This is a genomic window from Pseudomonas sp. D1-1 (assembly GCF_051132225.1).
Lineage (GTDB): Bacteria > Pseudomonadota > Gammaproteobacteria > Pseudomonadales > Pseudomonadaceae > Aquipseudomonas.
Map to the genome: position 1 here is coordinate 1,990,393 of NZ_CP071676.1, position 17,327 is coordinate 2,007,719.

Sequence of the window (17,327 nt, forward strand, 5' to 3'; positions counted from 1 at the left end):
CCCCTGTTTCATCTTCGCTTTTATATTCTTTCCGAGACATGCCATGACCACCGTCCGTACCCGCATCGCGCCTTCGCCTACTGGCGATCCCCATGTCGGCACCGCTTACATCGCCTTGTTCAACTATTGCTTTGCCAAGCAGCACGGCGGTGAGTTCATCCTGCGGATCGAGGACACCGATCAGTTGCGTTCGACCCGCGAGTCGGAACAGCAGATATTCGACGCCCTGCGCTGGCTCGGCATCGACTGGAGCGAAGGTCCGGACGTCGGCGGGCCGCACGGTCCGTACCGCCAGAGCGAGCGTGGCGAGATCTACAAGCAGTACTGCCAGCAGCTGGTGGACATGGGCCACGCGTTTCCTTGCTTCTGCACCGCCGAGGAATTGGACCAGATGCGCGCCGAGCAAATCGCCCGGGGCGAGACCCCGCGCTACGACGGCCGTGCGCTGCTGCTGTCGAAGGAAGAAGTCAACCGTCGCCTGGCCGCGGGCGAACCTCATGTGATCCGCATGAAGGTGCCGAGCGAGGGCGTCTGCGTGGTGCCGGACATGTTGCGTGGCGATGTCGAGATCCCGTGGGACCGCATGGACATGCAAGTGCTGATGAAGACCGACGGCCTGCCGACGTACTTCCTGGCCAACGTGGTCGACGACCATCTGATGGGCATCACCCATGTGCTGCGCGGCGAAGAATGGCTGCCCTCGGCACCGAAACTGATCCTGCTCTATGAGTACTTCGGCTGGGAGCAACCGCAGTTGTGCTACATGCCGCTGCTGCGTAACCCGGACAAGAGCAAGCTGTCCAAGCGCAAGAATCCGACCTCGGTGACCTTCTACGAGCGCATGGGCTTCATGCCCGAGGCGATGCTCAACTACCTGGGCCGCATGGGCTGGTCGATGCCGGACGAGCGCGAGAAGTTCTCGCTGGAGGAGATGGTCGAGCACTTCGACCTGTCCCGCGTCTCCCTGGGCGGGCCGATCTTCGACGTCGAGAAGCTGTCCTGGCTCAACGGCCAGTGGCTGCGCGACCTGCCGGTGGAAGAGTTTGCCGCGCGTGTGCAGAAGTGGGCGTTCAACCCCGAGTACATGATGAAGATCGCCCCGCACGTGCAGGGCAGGGTAGAGACCTTCAGCCAGATCGCGCCATTGGCCGGGTTCTTTTTTGCCGGCGGCGTGACCCCGGATGTGAAGCTGTTCGAATCGAAGAAGCTCTCCGGCGATCAGGTGCGGCAGTTGATGCAGTTGATCCTGTGGAAGCTGGAAAGCCTGCGCCAGTGGGAAAAGGACAGCATCACCGCGACCATCCAGGCGGTGGTTGAACACCTGGAGCTGAAATTGCGCGATGCGATGCCGCTGATGTTTGCCGCGATCACCGGCCAGGCGAGCTCGGTGTCGGTGCTCGATGCGATGGAAATCCTCGGGCCGGACCTGACCCGTTTCCGTCTGCGCCAGGCCATTGATCTGCTCGGTGGCGTGTCGAAGAAGGAGAACAAGGAGTGGGAAAAACTGCTGGGCGCGATTGCCTGAGCGGTCGATGGAACAAGGCATACCCCGGTTTTCCGGGGTTTGTCGGTAAGTGATTGTTATCCCGGCAAAAAATTTTCAATTTTGTTGAAAATAAATTTGACAGCCCTCGGATACGCCCTTAAGATTCGCCCCGTCCTCAGCGATGAGGGGCTATAGCTCAGCTGGGAGAGCGCTTGCATGGCATGCAAGAGGTCGACGGTTCGATCCCGTCTAGCTCCACCAATTTACACTTCAAGGCCTGGCCACACCGGCCTTGAAGCGATCAACACTCAGCGTTGATCAGATGTTAGAAGGGTTTGCGTCCCCTTCGTCTAGTGGCCTAGGACACCGCCCTTTCACGGCGGTAACAGGGGTTCGAGTCCCCTAGGGGACGCCAGTTTTACAGAAGCGATGTTGCAGCAGGATGTCGCTCCGCCGCGAGGCGAAAAATCCGGGGCTATAGCTCAGCTGGGAGAGCGCTTGCATGGCATGCAAGAGGTCGACGGTTCGATCCCGTCTAGCTCCACCAATTTACACTTCGAGGTCTGGCCACACCGGCCTTGAAGCGATCAGTTCTCAGCGCTGATCATGTTCAGAAGGTTTGTGTCCCCTTCGTCTAGTGGCCTAGGACACCGCCCTTTCACGGCGGTAACAGGGGTTCGAGTCCCCTAGGGGACGCCACGATTACCCGCTCTGCGGGATTTTATAAGGGTCATTCAATTCTTGAATGGCCCTTTTGTTTGTCTGGCGTTCAGCCAATTCCCTTATCCTCGATGAATCCTTCCGACCAGCGGTGAAGATTTCGCTTGCGGAAAATTATTATGTGGATAATATTTCAATCGTAATATTCGGAGGCAGCGATGAGCGATAAAAAAGCACAAACCCGTGAACGCATTCTCAAGGCCGCCAGCGATGCGCTGATCCAGCGCGGGCCGGCCGAGCCGAGCGTGGGCGAGGTGATGGGCGCGGCAGGGCTGACGGTGGGCGGTTTTTATGCCCACTTCGAAAGCAAGGACGCCTTGATGCTGGAGGCGTTCAAGCAACTGCTCAATCGCCGCCGTGGCCTGATCGCCGACATGGATGCCGAGCTGACAGGCGAAGAGCGGCGCGCGTTGGTCGCGGCGTTCTACCTGTCGCGCAAACATCGTGATTCCACCGAGCAGGCGTGCCCGATCCCGGCCTCGGTCGGCGAGCTCGGGCGACTGCCGGACGCGTTTCGTGAGGTTCTCAGTGAGCATATCGAGCTGATGGTCGCGCAGTTGGCCGCCAGCCCCGAGGATGCGGATAAAGCCCTGGCCGACATCGCCTTGATGGTCGGCGGCCTGGCCCTGGCCCGGGCGTTGGGCCCGGGCGAGTTATCGGATCGTTTGCTGCGCGCCGCCAAGTCGGCGGTGCGCTGAGCTAAGGCGCAAGCCCTGGAGATGAGCATGGACAGGTTGAGCTGGATTCGTGGTGTCAATGGCACGCTTGGCCGGATAGCCCCGCGCCTGGTAGCGAAACAAATGCGCAGGGTGTTCATGAGTCCTCGGGCCCTGCCGCCGCGGGACTGGGAGCTGCCATTGCTGGCCTCGTCCGAGCGCATCACCTTGCGCTTCGGCCTGTCTGCGTTGCGCTGGGGCAAAGGCCCGGCGGTGCTGCTGATGCACGGCTGGGAAGGGCGCCCGACGCAGTTCGCGGCGTTGATCAATGCGCTGGTGGAGGCCGGTTATACGGTGGTGGCGCTGGATGGGCCGGCCCATGGTCGCTCGCCGGGTCGCGAGGCCAATGTGCTGCTGTTCGCCAGGGCGATGCTTGAAGCCGCAGCCGAGTTGCCGCCGTTGCAAGCAGTGATCGGCCACTCCATGGGCGGCGCTAGTGCCATGCTGGCGGTTCAGCTTGGGTTGCGGACCGAGACACTGGTCAGCATCGCTGCGCCGGCGCGTATCCTCGGCGTCCTGCGTGGCTTCGCGCGGATGATGGGTTTGCCACCCAGGGCGCGTTCGGCCTTTATTCGCCAGGTGGAGCAGGACGTCGGCATGCAGGCTTCGAAGATGGATGTCGCGCAATATCAGCTGGATATTCCGGGCTTGATTGTCCACGCCGAGGACGATACGTCGGTATCGGTCAAGGAATCACAACTGATCCACGAAGCCTGGTTCGACAGCCGCTTGCTGCGCCTGGGCCAGGGCGGGCATCAACGGGTACTGGCCGACCCCCGCGTCATTGATGGTGTGTTATCACTGCTGGCCGGACGCAGCCTGCAGGCGCGGCAATCGGCCTGAGCTTCCGGTACACTGCGCCGATCCAAATTCGACCAGGAGACGGGCATGGGCTGGGATCGGGCAACGCCGTTCATCATTGATCTTCAAGTGAATGCCGAAGACATCGACGGGCTGGGTCACGCCAATAATGCGGTGTACGTTACCTGGCTGGAGCGCTGCGCGTGGCGCCATTCCCAGCGCCTGGGCCTGGACCTGGTGGAGTACCGCCGGCTTGACCGGGCCATGGCGGTGGTGCGGCATGAGATCGATTACCTGGCGGCGGCCTATGAAGGCGACGAATTGCAGTTGGCGACCTGGATCGTCGACTGGGATCAGCGGCTGAAAATGACCCGGCACTTTCAATTGGTTCGCCCCAGTGATAACGCCACATTGCTGCGCGCCCAGACCACATTTGTCTGCATCGAACTGTCCACCGGCAGGCCCAAGCGCATGCCGCCGGAGTTTATCGAGGGCTACGCAGTGGCGCTGAACCCCTGTGGGAGCGAGCCTGCTCGCGAAGGCGGCGAAACATCCAACAGCTTTGCAAGCTGAGCCACCGCTTTCGCGAGCAGGCTCGCTCCCACAGTGAAAAGTGGTGAGCTCAAGTTTTTGGGCACCTCACAGGTTTTGTGGTGAATGCCGGATAGGTGAGCAAAATCCGCTAAACTGCCGCACGTTTTTTCGTTGAGTGTGTTTTCCATGCAAATTGCCCTGGCGCCCATGGAGGGGTTGGTCGACAACATCCTGCGGGACGTCCTGACCCGTGTTGGCGGTATCGACTGGTGTGTCACCGAGTTCATCCGCGTCAACGACCGTCTGCTCACGCCGGCCTACTTCCATAAGCTCGGCCCTGAACTGCTGACCGGTGCCAGGACGGCTGCCGGAGTGCCGTTGCGGGTGCAGTTGCTGGGTTCCGATCCGGTGTGCCTGGCGGAAAACGCCGCGTTGGCCTGTGAGCTGGGCTCGGAAGTCATCGACCTGAACTTCGGTTGCCCGGCCAAGACGGTGAACAAATCCCGGGGCGGGGCGGTGTTGCTCAAGGAACCGGAGCTGCTCAATCAGATCGTCGAGCATGTCCGCCGCGCGGTGCCGAAACACATCCCCGTCACCGCCAAAATGCGCCTGGGCTTCGACAGCCCGGACGGTGCGCTGGTCTGCGCCACGGCCCTGGCCGAGGGCGGCGCGGCGCACATCGTCGTGCATGCGCGGACCAAGGTTGATGGCTACAAGCCGCCGGCCCACTGGGAATGGATTCCGCGGGTCCAGGACGTGGTCAAGGTACCGGTGTTCGCCAACGGCGATATCTGGAGCGTGGAAGACTGGCGTCGTTGCCGGGAAATCAGCGGCGTTGAAGACATCATGCTCGGCCGCGGCCTGGTTTCCCGCCCTGACCTGGCTCGGCAGATCTCCGCCGCCCGGGCCGGCGAGGAGGTGGTCGAGATGTCCTGGGCTGAACTGCAGCCGATGCTCCAGGACTTCTGGACGCAAGTGGTCGAGCAACTGACGCCACGCCAGGCACCCGGTCGGTTGAAGCAGTGGCTGGCGATGTTGACCCGCAACTACCCCGAGGCGGTCGAGCTGTTCAGTGCCCTGCGCCGGGAAACCGACCTGGACGCAGTGGGTCGTTTGCTGGGTGTGCAGCGCACGGAAGCGGCCTGAAAAAATTTCCGAAAAAGCTCTTGAAAAGTATTTGGTGGTCCCTAGATAGGGAATACGCGATGCCGAATTCGGGTCGCGGAGACAAAAAACCTTGCTGAACTTTCAGGAGATTTGAATCATGAGTACTGCATTTTCGCTGGCCCCTCTGTTCCGTTCCTCGGTGGGCTTCGACCGTTTCAACGACCTGTTCGAAACCGCCCTGCGTAACGAACCGGGCAGCAGCTATCCACCCTACAACGTGGAAAAACATGGCGATGACGAATACCGCATCGTAGTCGCCGCCGCCGGTTTCCGCGAAGAGGACCTGGACCTGCAAGTGGAAAAAGGTGTGCTGACCATCAGCGGCGGCAAGCGCGAGGCCAGCAACGACAGCGTGACCTTCCTGCACCAGGGCATCGCCCAGCGTGCGTTCAAGCTGTCCTTCCGGTTGGCGGATCATATCGAGATCAAGTCCGCCGGCCTGAGCAACGGTCTGTTGAGCATTGACCTGTTGCGTGTGGTGCCGGAAGAGGCGAAAGCCAAGCGCATCCCGATCAACGGTGCGCAACAGCAAGCCGCACTGGAAAATTGATGCATCGCAGTTGAAGAAGGGCGCCGAATGGCGCCCTTTTTCATTTTGTGTATCACTAGAAGATTAAGTTGTGGCGAGGGGATTTATCCCCGCTGGGTTGCGAAGCAGCCCCAAAAAAGAACAGGCGACGCTGTTTAGCCTGACATGCCGAGGCGACGGTTTTTAGGGCTGCGTCGCAGCCCAGCGGGGATAAATCCCCTCGCCACAGCAAGCTCCCTCGCCACAAAAAGCTCTCCGGCACGGCTAAGGCAACAACCGCTCGAACGCCTCCAGCGGCAATGGCCGGCTGTGCAGGTAACCCTGGTACAAATGACAATCGAGCCCCTGCAAAAACTTCAGTTGCTCCAGCGTCTCGACGCCTTCGGCAATCATTTCCAGGTTCAGACTGCGGGCCATGGCGACGATGGCGCGGATGATCTCGGCGTCGTTGGGGTCACTGGTGGCGTCACGTACGAACGATTGGTCGATTTTCAGCGTGTCCACCGGCAGGCGCTTGAGGTAAGTCAGCGATGAATAACCGGTGCCGAAGTCGTCCATGGCAAAGCTCACCCCCAATTTCTTCAGGCGGCGCATCTTGCCGATGGTGTCGTCCAGGTTGTGGATCACGATGCCTTCGGTGATTTCCAGCTTCAGCAGGGAATAGGGCAGGCCATGGCTGGCGAGGCTGGTTTCGATGCGCTCGACGAAGTCGCTCTGGCGGAACTGCCGGGGGCTGATATTCACGCACAGTTTGAACCGTCGGGGGTCGACCTTGCCCTTGGCGATCAGTTGTTTGAAGCCATCGCAGGCTTCGTCGAGGATCCAGGTGCCGACTTCCAGGATCAGGCCGCTGTCCTCCAGCACCTTGATGAACTCATTGGGTGATTGCGCGCCCAGGTCCGGATGATGCCAGCGCACCAGCGCTTCGGCGCCAACGATGCGGTTGTCCCGGGCATCGACCTGTGGCTGGAAATGCACGCTGAACTCGTTGCGAGCCAGGGCCTGGCGCAGGTCGGTTTCCATGCGCAGCCGTTCGCTGGCGGCTTTTTGCATGGTGGCGTGGAACATCTGCGAGGTATTGCGTCCCGAATCCTTGGCGCGGTACAGGGCGATATCGGCGCGCTTGAGCAGGTCAGTGGGCGTGGAGCCGTGGTCCGGTATCAGCGCCATGCCGATGCTGGGGGTGACTTGCAGTCGTTGCCCATCGAGAAACATCGGCTCGGAAAGCAGTTCGCGAAGGGTGTCGGCCAGGGTCTGCACCTGCTGGCTGACCACGCCACGCGTGCCTTCCAGGCCGCTGAGCAGCACGACGAATTCATCGCCGCCCAGGCGCGCCACGGTGTCTTCGAGGCGCACGCTGGCTTCGAGGCGCGCGGTGATGATCTTCAGCACCGTGTCGCCAACCGGATGGCCGAGCGAATCATTGATGTGCTTGAAATGGTCGAGGTCGAGGAACAGCAACGCCCCGCGCAGGTTATGGCGCTTGAGCAGGGCGATCTGCTGGCTGAGCCGGTCCAGCAGCAGCGCGCGGTTGGGCAGGTTGGTCAGCGGGTCGTGATAGGCGAGGTGACGGATCTGCGCCTCGGCGTTGCGCAGCAGGCTCACGTCACGGGCGGTCAGCAGCAGGCATGCGGTTTCGTTGAGCGTGATGGGCTCGACCGATACTTCCACCGTGAGGATTTCCCCGCGCTTGTTGCGCCCGAGCATTTCCTGGTGGAGAACGCGGCCCTTGAGCTGCAATTCGGCGAGCAGCGCCGTCCGTTGCTTTTCTTCGGCCCAGATGCCGACCTCGTAGACGGTATGGCCGATGACTTCGTCGGCGCGATAACCGGTCAGGCGACAGAAGCCATCGTTGACCTCAAGGTAGCGGCCGCTTTCGCATTCGGTAATGGTGATCGCGTCGGGGCTGGAGTGGAATGCCTTGGCGAATTTTTCCTCGCTGGCTTTCAGTGCCGCTTCGGAGCGTTGTTGCTGGGTGATGTCCCGCAGGGTGGTGACGATGCAGGGCTGGTTGCCGACACTGATCTGCCGGCTGGAGATCACGCAGGTCAGCGGCTGGCCGTTCTTGTGGTGGACGACGATGGCGACATTGCTCAGCGACTGCTCGCGGATCACCCGTTCGATGCGCTGCAGGCTGCTGCCCGAAGCTTCCCACAGGCCGATCTCGTCGGCGCTGCGGCCCAGCACATCATTGGCCGCCCAGCCGAATGTCTGGGTAAAACTGGAGTTTATTTCCAGGAACGTGCCGTCGTCCTGGTGGGTAAGGCAAATCGGATCGGGGCTGACCTGGAACAACGTGGCGAATTTTTCTTCCGAAGCCGCCAGGCTCTGTTCGCGCTCCACCTGGTCGGTGATGTCGAGCAAGGTGCCGGCCATGCGCAGCGGGCTGCCGTCGTCGTTGCGGTAGAGACGGGCGCGACTTTCCAGGTAACGCGAGCTGCCGTCCGGCAGTTGCACGCGGTAGGTCAGCTGGTAATTGCCCGCCGGGCCTTCACGCAGGCTGCGGTAGGCGTTGCGCATGTTGTTGCGTTCTTCGGTAGGCACGCCCTCGAAAAACGCATCGAACGATTCGTGGAACGCCTGGGGCTCCAGGCCATGGAGCTGCGCGGCCCGGGCCGAGCCGTAGAGCATGCCGCTGGGGATGTGCCAGTCCCAGGTACCCAGTTGCGCCGAGTCGAGGGCCAGGTCCAGGCGCTCCTGGCTGTCCTTGAGGGCCTGTTCGGCAAGTTTGCGTTCGGTGGTGTCGAGGAAGGTGCTCAGTAAATAAGGCTGGCCTTCGAGTTCGACTTTCTGGGCGCTGAGGATACCGTTGTGGACCTGGCCGTTACTGGCGCGGAATTGCACTTCCATGCTCACCAGCTCGCCCTTGGCCTTGGTGGCCTCTACCAGTTTGGCGCGCTGCGTGGGGTCGACCCACAGGCCCAGTTCCAGGGTGGTGCGGCCGATCACATTGTGGACCGGCCAGCCGAACAGGCTTTCGAAATACTGGTTGGCTTCGCTGATCAGCCCATCTTCCTGGCGGGTCAGCAGGACCATGTTCGGGCACAGGTGGAACAGTGTCGCGAAGCGTTTCTCCGAGCTGCGCAGCGCCTGTTCCCGTTCGCGCTGGTGGGTGATTTCGCGGATCACCCCGATCATGCGCGGGCGACCGTGCTTGTCAGGCAGTACGCTGCCACTGATTTCCAGCCAGTGCAGGCTGCCATCGGGCCAGACGATGCGGTGGTGCATCGCCTGTTCCAGCGGCACGCCGGACACGGCTGCATGGAAGGCCCGCACGGCCCTGGCCCGATCCTCGGGCAGCAGCAGGTCGAGGTAGTCGACGTCCGCCGGCAATGGCTGGCGCGGGTCGAAGCCGAACAACGCCTGGGTGCCTCGGGACCAGCTGATCTGGCCGGTATCGATGTCCCACGACCAGGCCCCCAGCCGCGCTCCGTTCAGGGCGGCGAGCAACTGTGGCGCGCTTTCCCAGCTTTGCTCCGACCGTTTCGGGTCGAGCGCCTGGATACGCGGCAGGGGCGGAGTATGGTCGGCGGGTTTGGGCATTCTCTAGCGGGCCTTGGGCGGTTGGGTGTTAGGCGCAGGCGTAATGGCCCTGTAGGATTAGCACAACTTATGCCCTTGTCCCTGGCAGATCGATTTGTGCGTCCAATAGAGCCATGAAAGCCCGTGCAGCGTTCGACAGCGTCCTTTCGGTGTGCAGGATATAGCCTAGCTGGCGACTGAGCTGTATGCCCGGCAAAGGCACACGCGCCACTTGATCATCAAGCATCGTGCGCGGCAAAACGCTCCAGGCCAGGCCGATGGACACCATCATCTTTATGGTTTCCAGATAATTCGTGCTCATTGCGATGTTCGGCGTCAGGCCCTGGGCTTCGAACAGCCGCTGCACGATGTGGTGGGTAAACGTGTTGCCTCCCGGGAAAACCGCCGGATGAAGGGCAATGTCCGCCAGGCTGACGGCGCTGTTTTCCAGCAGGGCGTGTTCCGGCGCCACCACGAAATCCAGCGGGTCGTCCCACACCGGCGTGGCCCGTACCAGCGTGTGGGGCTCGGGGGCCAGGGTGATGACCGCCAGTTCCGCCCGGCCATGGAGAATTTCCTCGTAGGCCACTTCCGAATCCAGGAACTGAATATCCAGTGCCACCTGCGGGTAGCGTCGGGTGAACTCCCGCAACAGCGGTGGCAGCCGGTGCAAGCCGATATGGTGGCTGGTGGCGAGGGTCAGGCGCCCGGTCACTTCGCCGGTCAGGTTGGTCAGGGCGCGGCGGGTGTCGTCCAGCACGTTGAGAATCTGATAGGCCCGTGGCAGCAGGGCCCGACCGGCTTCGGTCAGGCTGACTTCCCGGCCCAGACGGTCGAACAGGCGCACGTTGAGCTGCTGCTCGAGGCCGGCGATACGCTTGCTGATGGCCGGTTGCGTCAGGTGCAGGCGTTCACCGGCACCGGAAAAACTGCCGGTTTCAGCAATGGCAATAAAGGCATTGAGGTTGGCGAGGTCCATGGCGTTTCTGGTCGGATTCCAGTTGGTTATGCAAAGCATGAAAAATATGAATTTGAGTTATTTAATGTAGCCTCTTACCATCAGCCTCACAAGCCAAGGGGTTATTGATCCGCTCAGAACCCAGGGCATAGAAACAAGCTGATGAGGAAACCGTCTGATGGCCGGCAAAACGCTCTACGACAAGCTCTGGGATTCGCATTTGGTCAAGCAGCGCGACGATGGCTCGGCGCTGATCTACATCGACCGCCACATCATTCACGAAGTGACCTCGCCGCAAGCCTTCGAAGGTCTGCGTCTGGCCGGGCGCAAGCCTTGGCGCATCGATGCCAACATCGCGACCCCGGACCACAACGTGCCGACCACGCCGGAGCGCAAGGGTGGCATCGAAGCCATTGCCGACCAGGTTTCGCGCCTGCAAGTCCAGACCCTTGACGACAACTGTGATGAATACGGCATCGTCGAATTCAAGATGAATGACGTCCGCCAGGGCATCGTCCACGTGATCGGCCCGGAGCAGGGCGCGACCTTGCCGGGCATGACCGTGGTCTGTGGTGACTCGCATACCTCGACCCACGGCGCCTTTGGTGCGCTGGCCCACGGTATCGGCACCTCCGAGGTCGAGCACGTGCTCGCTACCCAGTGCCTGGTCGCCAAGAAAATGAAAAACATGCTGGTGCGCGTCGAGGGCAAGCTGCCTTTCGGCGTGACCGCCAAGGACATCGTCCTGGCCGTGATCGGCAAGATCGGCACCGCCGGCGGTAATGGCCACGCCATCGAATTCGCCGGTAGCGCGATCCGCGATTTGTCCGTCGAAGGCCGCATGACCATCTGCAACATGTCCATCGAAGCCGGCGCCCGCGTCGGCCTGGTGGCCGCCGATGAAAAAACCGTGGAATACGTCAAGGGCCGGCCGTTCTCCCCGAAAGGCGCCGAATGGGACATGGCGGTCGAAGCCTGGAAAGACCTGGTCTCCGACCCGGACGCCAGGTTCGACACCGTGGTCGAGCTCGACGCGACGCAGATCAAGCCGCAAGTCAGCTGGGGCACATCGCCGGAAATGGTCCTGGCCGTGGACCAGAACGTGCCGGACCCGGCCAAGGAAATGGACCTGGTCAAGCGTGACTCCATCGTCCGCGCCTTGAAATACATGGGCCTGAGCGCCAACCAGGCGATCACCGACATTCAGCTCGACCGTGTGTTCATCGGTTCCTGCACCAACTCGCGGATCGAAGACTTGCGCGCCGCCGCCGTGATCGCCAAGGGCCGCAAGGTTGCCTCGACGATCAAGCAGGCGATCGTGGTGCCGGGCTCGGGGCTGGTGAAAGCCCAGGCCGAAGCGGAAGGGCTGGACAAGATTTTCCTCGAGGCCGGTTTCGAATGGCGCGAGCCAGGCTGCTCGATGTGCCTGGCGATGAACCCGGATCGCCTGGAGTCGGGCGAGCACTGCGCCTCGACGTCCAACCGAAACTTCGAAGGCCGCCAGGGCGCCGGTGGGCGTACGCACCTGGTGAGCCCGGCGATGGCCGCCGCCGCTGCCGTCAACGGCCGTTTTGTCGATGTCCGCGAATTGATCTGAAGGAGCGCAGCATGAAAGCTTTCACCCAGCACACCGGTCTTGTCGCGCCTTTGGATCGTGCCAACGTCGACACCGACCAGATCATCCCCAAGCAATTCCTGAAGTCCATCAAACGCACCGGCTTCGGCCCGAACCTGTTTGACGAATGGCGTTACCTGGATGTGGGCCAGCCGTACCAGGACAACTCCAAGCGGCCGTTGAACAAGGACTTCGTGCTCAATGCCGAGCGTTACCAAGGCGCCAGCGTATTGCTGGCCCGCGAGAACTTCGGTTGCGGTTCGAGCCGCGAGCACGCGCCATGGGCCCTGGAAGAATACGGTTTTCGCAGCATCATCGCGCCGAGCTACGCCGACATCTTCTTCAACAACAGCTTCAAGAACGGCCTGCTGCCGATCATTCTCAGCGATGCCGAAGTGGACGAGCTGTTCCAGCAGGTCGAGGCCAACCCTGGCTATCAACTGCAGATCGACCTGGCGGCCCAGACCGTGACCCGTCCCGACGGCAAGGTGCTGGGTTTTGAAATCGACGCGTTCCGCAAGCACTGCCTGCTCAACGGCCTGGACGACATCGGCCTGACCCTGCAGGACGGCGAGGCGATTGCCGCGTTCGAAGCCAAGCACCGGGCGAGCCAGCCTTGGTTGTTTCGTGATGCTTGATTTTGCGTAAGGCGTAAAGACGCCATCGCGAGCAAGCTCTCCCACATTGGATTTGCGGCGTTCACAAAACCCCTGTGGGAGCGAGCTTGCTCGCGATGGCGCCCGCCCAGGCAATATAAAACCACAAGGACATCCCATGACCAGCACCGCCCACAGCCAAGTCGTTCAAAAGCAATTCGGCGAACAGGCCTCGGCCTACCTGAGCAGCGCCGTGCACGCCCAGGGCGCCGAATTCGTGCTGCTGCAGGCCGAGCTGGCCGGTCACGCCAATGCCCGTGTGCTGGACCTGGGCTGTGGCGCCGGGCATGTGAGCTTCCATGTGGCGCCGCTGGCCGGCGAGGTGGTGGCCTACGACCTGTCCCAACAGATGCTCGACGTGGTTGCCGCGGCGGCGGCCGAGCGTGGCCTGGGCAATATCGGCACGGTACGTGGCGCCGCCGAGCGGCTGCCGTTCGCCGACGGCGAGTTCGACTTCGTGTTCAGCCGCTATTCGGCGCATCATTGGAGTGACCTGGGCCTGGCTTTGCGGGAAGTGCGCCGGGTGCTCAAGCCGGGCGGCGTAGCGGCGTTCATTGATATCCTGTCGCCGGGCATGCCGCTGCTTGATACCTACCTGCAAAGCGTCGAAGTGCTGCGCGACACCAGCCATGTGCGCGACTATTCGGCTGCCGAGTGGTTGCAGCAGGTCAGCGACGCGGGGCTGCACACCCGTAGCACCTCGCGCCAGCGTCTGCGCCTGGAATACCGTTCGTGGGTCGAGCGCATGCGTACTCCGGAGGTAATGCGGGCGGCGATTCTCGAGCTGCAGCGCTCGATGGGCGATGAAGTGCGTGAATATTTTCAGATTGAGGCCGATGGATCGTTCAGCACGGATGTACTGGTGCTGTGGGCCGAGCGATAGCATTTTTCCCGGCTAGCCCAAGGGCGCCGACAGTTAATGAGGAAAGCATGAGCAAGCAGATTCTGATTCTCCCAGGTGATGGCATCGGCCCGGAAATCATGGCCGAGGCGGTCAAGGTCCTGGAGCTGGCGAACGCCAAGTACGGCCTGGGTTTCGAACTCAGCCACGACGTGATCGGTGGCGCCGCCATCGACAAGCACGGCGTGCCGCTGGCCGATGAAACCCTGGACCGTGCCCGTGCCGCCGATGCCGTGCTGCTGGGCGCCGTGGGCGGGCCGAAATGGGACAAGATCGAACGCGACATCCGCCCCGAACGCGGGCTGCTGAAGATTCGCGCGCAACTGGGCCTGTTCGGCAACCTGCGTCCGGCGATTCTTTATCCGCAACTGGCCGATGCATCGAGCCTGAAGCCGGAAATCGTCTCCGGCCTGGACATCCTCATCGTGCGTGAGCTGACCGGCGGTATCTACTTCGGTGCCCCGCGCGGTACCCGTGAGCTGGAAAACGGCGAGCGCCAGGCCTACGACACCCTGCCGTACAGCGAAAGCGAAATCCGCCGTATCGCCCGGGTCGGCTTCGACATGGCCCGCGTGCGTGGCAAGAAGCTGTGCTCGGTGGACAAGGCCAACGTGCTGGCGTCCAGCCAACTGTGGCGCGAAGTGGTCGAGCAGGTGGCCAAGGATTATCCGGACATCGAGCTGAGCCACATGTACGTCGACAACGCCGCGATGCAACTGGTGCGCGCGCCGAAGCAGTTCGATGTGATCGTCACCGACAACATGTTCGGCGACATCCTGTCCGACGAAGCGTCGATGCTCACCGGTTCCATCGGCATGCTGCCGTCGGCCTCCCTGGATGCCAACAACAAAGGCATGTACGAGCCGTGCCACGGCTCGGCGCCGGACATTGCCGGGCAGGGCATTGCCAACCCGTTGGCGACCATCCTGTCGGTGTCGATGATGCTGCGCTACAGCTTCAACTTGAACGATGCCGCCGACGCGATTGAAAAATCCGTCAGCGTGGTCCTGGACCAGGGCTTGCGCACCGGTGACATCTGGTCACAAGGTTGCACCAAGGTCGGTACGCAGCAAATGGGCGATGCAGTAGTCGCCGCGCTGCGGAATCTGTAATCTTTCGGGCCCACTGCTTCGACGGTGGCCCACTTTTGTATAGGTGTAGTTGCGATGAAACGTGTAGGTCTGATCGGTTGGCGCGGCATGGTCGGTTCCGTGCTCATGCAGCGAATGCTGGAAGAGCAGGATTTCGATCTCATTGAGCCGGTGTTTTTCACCACCTCCAACGTCGGTGGCCAGGGCCCGTCCGTGGGCAAGGACACCGGTGTGCTCAAGGATGCCTACAGCATCGAAGAGCTCAAGACCCTCGACGTGATCCTGACCTGCCAGGGCGGCGACTACACCAGCGAAGTGTTCCCCAAGCTGCGTGAAGCCGGCTGGCAGGGTTACTGGATCGACGCCGCTTCCAGCCTGCGCATGCAGGATGACGCGGTGATCATCCTCGACCCGGTCAACCGCAAGGTCATCGACCAGCAACTGGACGCGGGCACCAAGAACTACATCGGCGGCAACTGCACCGTCAGCCTGATGCTGATGGGCCTGGGCGGGCTGTTCGAGGCTGGCCTGGTCGAGTGGATGAGCGCCATGACCTATCAGGCGGCTTCCGGTGCCGGCGCGCAGAACATGCGTGAACTGATCAAGCAGATGGGCGCGACCCACGCCGCTGTCGCCGATGACCTGGCCAACCCGGCCAGCGCCATCCTCGACATCGACCGCAAGGTCGCCGAGGCGATGCGCAGCGATGCCTACCCGACCGAGAACTTCGGCGTGCCGCTGGCTGGCAGCCTGATCCCGTGGATCGACAAGGAACTGCCTAACGGCCAGAGCCGTGAAGAGTGGAAGGCCCAGGCCGAAACCAACAAGATCCTCGGTCGCTTCAAGAGCCCGATCCCGGTGGACGGCATCTGTGTGCGCATCGGCGCCATGCGCTGCCACAGCCAGGCGCTGACCATCAAGCTGAACAAGGACGTGCCGATCGCCGACATCGAAGGGTTGATCAGCCAGCACAACCCTTGGGTCAAGCTGGTGCCGAACAACCGCGAAACCAGCATTCAAGAGCTGAGCCCGACCAAGGTCACCGGCACCCTGAACGTGCCGGTGGGCCGCCTGCGCAAACTGAACATGGGCTCGCAGTTCGTCGGTGCATTCACCGTCGGCGACCAGTTGCTGTGGGGCGCGGCCGAGCCGCTGCGGCGCATGCTGCGGATCCTGCTCGAGCGTTGATCGGTTGCTGCTGTTGAAGAACCCGTGCCTTGCGAGAGGCACGGGTTTTTTATTGGAAAACCGCCTTGAGGTGTCGGGTGTCTGAGCTGGCCTCTTCGCGAGCAGGCTCGCTCCCACAGGTTTTGTGTTCGCTGAAGATCATTTGTGGGAGCGAGCCTGCTCGCGAAGAGGCCGGCACAATCACCACGAGATTTCCTGCCAATTGCCTGCCCACCCCACCACCCGGTAAAGTGCCGCTCCCCACGTTTTACCTGAGGTAGACCCATGAGCCAGTCCTTTGATATTGCCGTGATCGGCGCCACCGGTACTGTCGGCGAAACCCTGGTGCAGATCCTCGAAGAGCGGGATTTTCCGATCGGCACCCTGCACCTGCTGGCGAGCAGCGAATCGGCGGGAAGCTCGGTGCTGTTTCGCGGCAAGAACGTGCGGGTGCGCGAGGTCGATGAATTCGATTTCGGCAAGGTCCAACTGGTGTTCTTCGCCGCCGGTCCGGCGGTCACCCTGAGTTTTGCACCACGCGCCACGGCTGCCGGTTGTGCGCTGATCGACCTCTCCGGCGCGCTGCCGCCGGAGCAGGCGCCGCAGATCGTGCCAGAGGCCAACGCCGGGTTGCTGGCCGGCCTGAGCAAACCGTTCCAGGTCAGCAGCCCCAGCGCCTCGGCCACTGCGCTCGCCGTGGTGCTGGCGCCGCTGCGCGATTGCCTGGACCTGCAACGCATCAGCCTGACCGCCAGTCTCGCCGTCTCCGCCCAGGGGCGCGCAGCGGTGAGCGAGTTGGCGCGCCAGACCGCCGAGTTGCTCAATGCCCGTCCGCTGGAGCCGAAATTCTTCGATCGGCAGATGGCGTTCAACCTGCTGGCCCAGGTCGGTGTCCCGGATGAGCAGGGTCATACGCTGCTGGAGAAGCGCCTGGTCCACGAGCTGCGCCAAGTGCTTGCGCAACCTTTGTTAAAGATTTCCGTCACTTGCATTCAAGCGCCGGTGTTTTTCGGCGATAGCTTTAGCGTGACCGTACAGTCCGCGAGCGCCGTTGACCTGGCGAAGGTCAACGCAGCCCTGGAGGCGGCGCCCGGAATTGAGCTGGTGGAGGCGGGTGACTACCCGACGCCGGTGGGCGATGCGGTCGGCCAGGATGTGGTTTGTGTCGGGCGTGTGCGCGGTGGCGTGGACGATCCGGCGGAACTGAATCTGTGGCTGACGTCGGATAACGTGCGCAAGGGCGCGGCGCTCAATGCCGTGCAGGTGGCTGAGTTGTTGATAAAAGACTTGCTGTAAAAGATACTTGGCAACAATTTGTCGAATGAGTCTAGCTGGGCGCTATGCTTGGCCAGAGTGCTGAAGGCGAACCTCCTCCCCGGGGCGTCCTCGGGCATGAGTGAAACGATCGCGCGCGCCGTCGCTTCGGGGCTGCGCGCAATGCCTTACGGCAGCGGCATCAACACC

The 17,327-nt window shown here is 62.1% G+C and carries 14 protein-coding genes and 4 tRNA genes; 16 read left to right on the forward strand and 2 right to left on the reverse strand.

What is annotated here, in order from left to right; genetic code table 11:
* Positions 1 to 43: 43 nt before the first annotated feature.
* From gltX to J3P86_RS09015, 10 genes are all read left to right on the forward strand, one after another.
* Positions 44 to 1,525: a glutamate--tRNA ligase gene (gene gltX / locus J3P86_RS08970; protein ID WP_434624938.1), complete on the forward strand. Its 1,482-nt coding sequence runs from the start codon at positions 44 to 46 to the stop codon at positions 1,523 to 1,525.
* 146 nt (positions 1,526 to 1,671) lie between these two features.
* A tRNA-Ala gene (locus tag J3P86_RS08975) sits at positions 1,672 to 1,747 on the forward strand.
* Positions 1,748 to 1,825: 78 nt separating this feature from the next.
* Positions 1,826 to 1,901: transfer RNA gene (locus J3P86_RS08980), tRNA-Glu, on the forward strand.
* Between the two features lie 56 nt (positions 1,902 to 1,957).
* Positions 1,958 to 2,033, forward strand: a tRNA-Ala gene (locus tag J3P86_RS08985).
* Positions 2,034 to 2,109: 76 nt separating this feature from the next.
* Positions 2,110 to 2,185, forward strand: a tRNA-Glu gene (locus J3P86_RS08990).
* Positions 2,186 to 2,364: 179 nt separating this feature from the next.
* Positions 2,365 to 2,904, forward strand: coding sequence for a TetR/AcrR family transcriptional regulator (locus J3P86_RS08995; RefSeq protein ID WP_305495839.1), 540 nt, complete (start codon positions 2,365 to 2,367; stop codon positions 2,902 to 2,904).
* Positions 2,905 to 2,931: 27 nt separating this feature from the next.
* Positions 2,932 to 3,765 (forward strand): alpha/beta fold hydrolase, encoded by an 834-nt coding sequence (locus J3P86_RS09000; protein WP_434569220.1) that lies wholly within the window; start codon positions 2,932 to 2,934, stop codon positions 3,763 to 3,765.
* Between the two features lie 45 nt (positions 3,766 to 3,810).
* Entirely contained in the window at positions 3,811 to 4,296 is a 486-nt protein-coding gene (locus tag J3P86_RS09005) for an acyl-CoA thioesterase (RefSeq protein ID WP_434624934.1), read from the forward strand.
* Positions 4,297 to 4,443: 147 nt separating this feature from the next.
* Positions 4,444 to 5,403 carry a tRNA dihydrouridine synthase gene (locus tag J3P86_RS09010; protein ID WP_434699981.1) on the forward strand — a complete coding sequence of 320 codons (960 nt, stop codon included), beginning with the start codon at positions 4,444 to 4,446 and terminating at the stop codon, positions 5,401 to 5,403.
* A gap of 118 nt (positions 5,404 to 5,521) precedes the next feature.
* Positions 5,522 to 5,974: an Hsp20 family protein gene (locus tag J3P86_RS09015; RefSeq protein ID WP_434569217.1), complete on the forward strand. Its 453-nt coding sequence runs from the start codon at positions 5,522 to 5,524 to the stop codon at positions 5,972 to 5,974.
* 243 nt (positions 5,975 to 6,217) lie between these two features.
* On the opposite strand, the gene J3P86_RS09020 is transcribed toward J3P86_RS09015, so the two are convergent.
* Positions 6,218 to 9,496, reverse strand: coding sequence for an EAL domain-containing protein (locus J3P86_RS09020; RefSeq protein WP_434653012.1), 3,279 nt, complete (start codon positions 9,494 to 9,496; stop codon positions 6,218 to 6,220).
* Positions 9,497 to 9,563: 67 nt separating this feature from the next.
* The gene (locus J3P86_RS09025) at positions 9,564 to 10,454 is read right to left on the reverse strand and encodes a LysR family transcriptional regulator (RefSeq protein ID WP_434569215.1); all 891 of its coding nucleotides are present in this window, start codon (positions 10,452 to 10,454) and stop codon (positions 9,564 to 9,566) included.
* Between the two features lie 157 nt (positions 10,455 to 10,611).
* Here J3P86_RS09025 and leuC point away from each other — a divergent pair, with 157 nt between their 5' ends.
* The 6 genes from leuC (at position 10,612) to J3P86_RS09055 (ending at position 17,159) form a co-directional block, all read left to right on the forward strand.
* The gene (leuC, locus tag J3P86_RS09030) at positions 10,612 to 12,030 is read left to right on the forward strand and encodes a 3-isopropylmalate dehydratase large subunit (protein ID WP_305495827.1); all 1,419 of its coding nucleotides are present in this window, start codon (positions 10,612 to 10,614) and stop codon (positions 12,028 to 12,030) included.
* An 11-nt stretch (positions 12,031 to 12,041) separates the two neighbouring features.
* A complete protein-coding gene (leuD, locus tag J3P86_RS09035; RefSeq protein WP_030142033.1) occupies positions 12,042 to 12,686 on the forward strand; it encodes a 3-isopropylmalate dehydratase small subunit in 645 nt (214 codons plus the stop codon).
* Between the two features lie 136 nt (positions 12,687 to 12,822).
* Positions 12,823 to 13,587 (forward strand): class I SAM-dependent methyltransferase, encoded by a 765-nt coding sequence (locus J3P86_RS09040; RefSeq protein WP_434699983.1) that lies wholly within the window; start codon positions 12,823 to 12,825, stop codon positions 13,585 to 13,587.
* Between the two features lie 47 nt (positions 13,588 to 13,634).
* Positions 13,635 to 14,717, forward strand: coding sequence for a 3-isopropylmalate dehydrogenase (gene leuB, locus J3P86_RS09045; RefSeq protein WP_434624923.1), 1,083 nt, complete (start codon positions 13,635 to 13,637; stop codon positions 14,715 to 14,717).
* Positions 14,718 to 14,771: 54 nt separating this feature from the next.
* Positions 14,772 to 15,884: an aspartate-semialdehyde dehydrogenase gene (asd, locus tag J3P86_RS09050; RefSeq protein ID WP_434569212.1), complete on the forward strand. Its 1,113-nt coding sequence runs from the start codon at positions 14,772 to 14,774 to the stop codon at positions 15,882 to 15,884.
* 264 nt (positions 15,885 to 16,148) lie between these two features.
* Positions 16,149 to 17,159 carry an aspartate-semialdehyde dehydrogenase gene (locus tag J3P86_RS09055; RefSeq protein ID WP_434699984.1) on the forward strand — a complete coding sequence of 337 codons (1,011 nt, stop codon included), beginning with the start codon at positions 16,149 to 16,151 and terminating at the stop codon, positions 17,157 to 17,159.
* Positions 17,160 to 17,327: the final 168 nt, after the last annotated feature.

Coding starts and splice junctions, on each gene's coding strand:
- gltX (WP_434624938.1), top strand. CDS start 44: ATGACCACCGTCCGTACCCGCATCGCGCCTTCGCCTACTGGCGATCCC.
- J3P86_RS08995 (WP_305495839.1), top strand. CDS start 2,365: ATGAGCGATAAAAAAGCACAAACCCGTGAACGCATTCTCAAGGCCGCC.
- J3P86_RS09000 (WP_434569220.1), top strand. CDS start 2,932: ATGGACAGGTTGAGCTGGATTCGTGGTGTCAATGGCACGCTTGGCCGG.
- J3P86_RS09005 (WP_434624934.1), top strand. CDS start 3,811: ATGGGCTGGGATCGGGCAACGCCGTTCATCATTGATCTTCAAGTGAAT.
- J3P86_RS09010 (WP_434699981.1), top strand. CDS start 4,444: ATGCAAATTGCCCTGGCGCCCATGGAGGGGTTGGTCGACAACATCCTG.
- J3P86_RS09015 (WP_434569217.1), top strand. CDS start 5,522: ATGAGTACTGCATTTTCGCTGGCCCCTCTGTTCCGTTCCTCGGTGGGC.
- J3P86_RS09020 (WP_434653012.1), bottom strand. CDS start 9,496: ATGCCCAAACCCGCCGACCATACTCCGCCCCTGCCGCGTATCCAGGCG.
- J3P86_RS09025 (WP_434569215.1), bottom strand. CDS start 10,454: ATGGACCTCGCCAACCTCAATGCCTTTATTGCCATTGCTGAAACCGGC.
- leuC (WP_305495827.1), top strand. CDS start 10,612: ATGGCCGGCAAAACGCTCTACGACAAGCTCTGGGATTCGCATTTGGTC.
- leuD (WP_030142033.1), top strand. CDS start 12,042: ATGAAAGCTTTCACCCAGCACACCGGTCTTGTCGCGCCTTTGGATCGT.
- J3P86_RS09040 (WP_434699983.1), top strand. CDS start 12,823: ATGACCAGCACCGCCCACAGCCAAGTCGTTCAAAAGCAATTCGGCGAA.
- leuB (WP_434624923.1), top strand. CDS start 13,635: ATGAGCAAGCAGATTCTGATTCTCCCAGGTGATGGCATCGGCCCGGAA.
- asd (WP_434569212.1), top strand. CDS start 14,772: ATGAAACGTGTAGGTCTGATCGGTTGGCGCGGCATGGTCGGTTCCGTG.
- J3P86_RS09055 (WP_434699984.1), top strand. CDS start 16,149: ATGAGCCAGTCCTTTGATATTGCCGTGATCGGCGCCACCGGTACTGTC.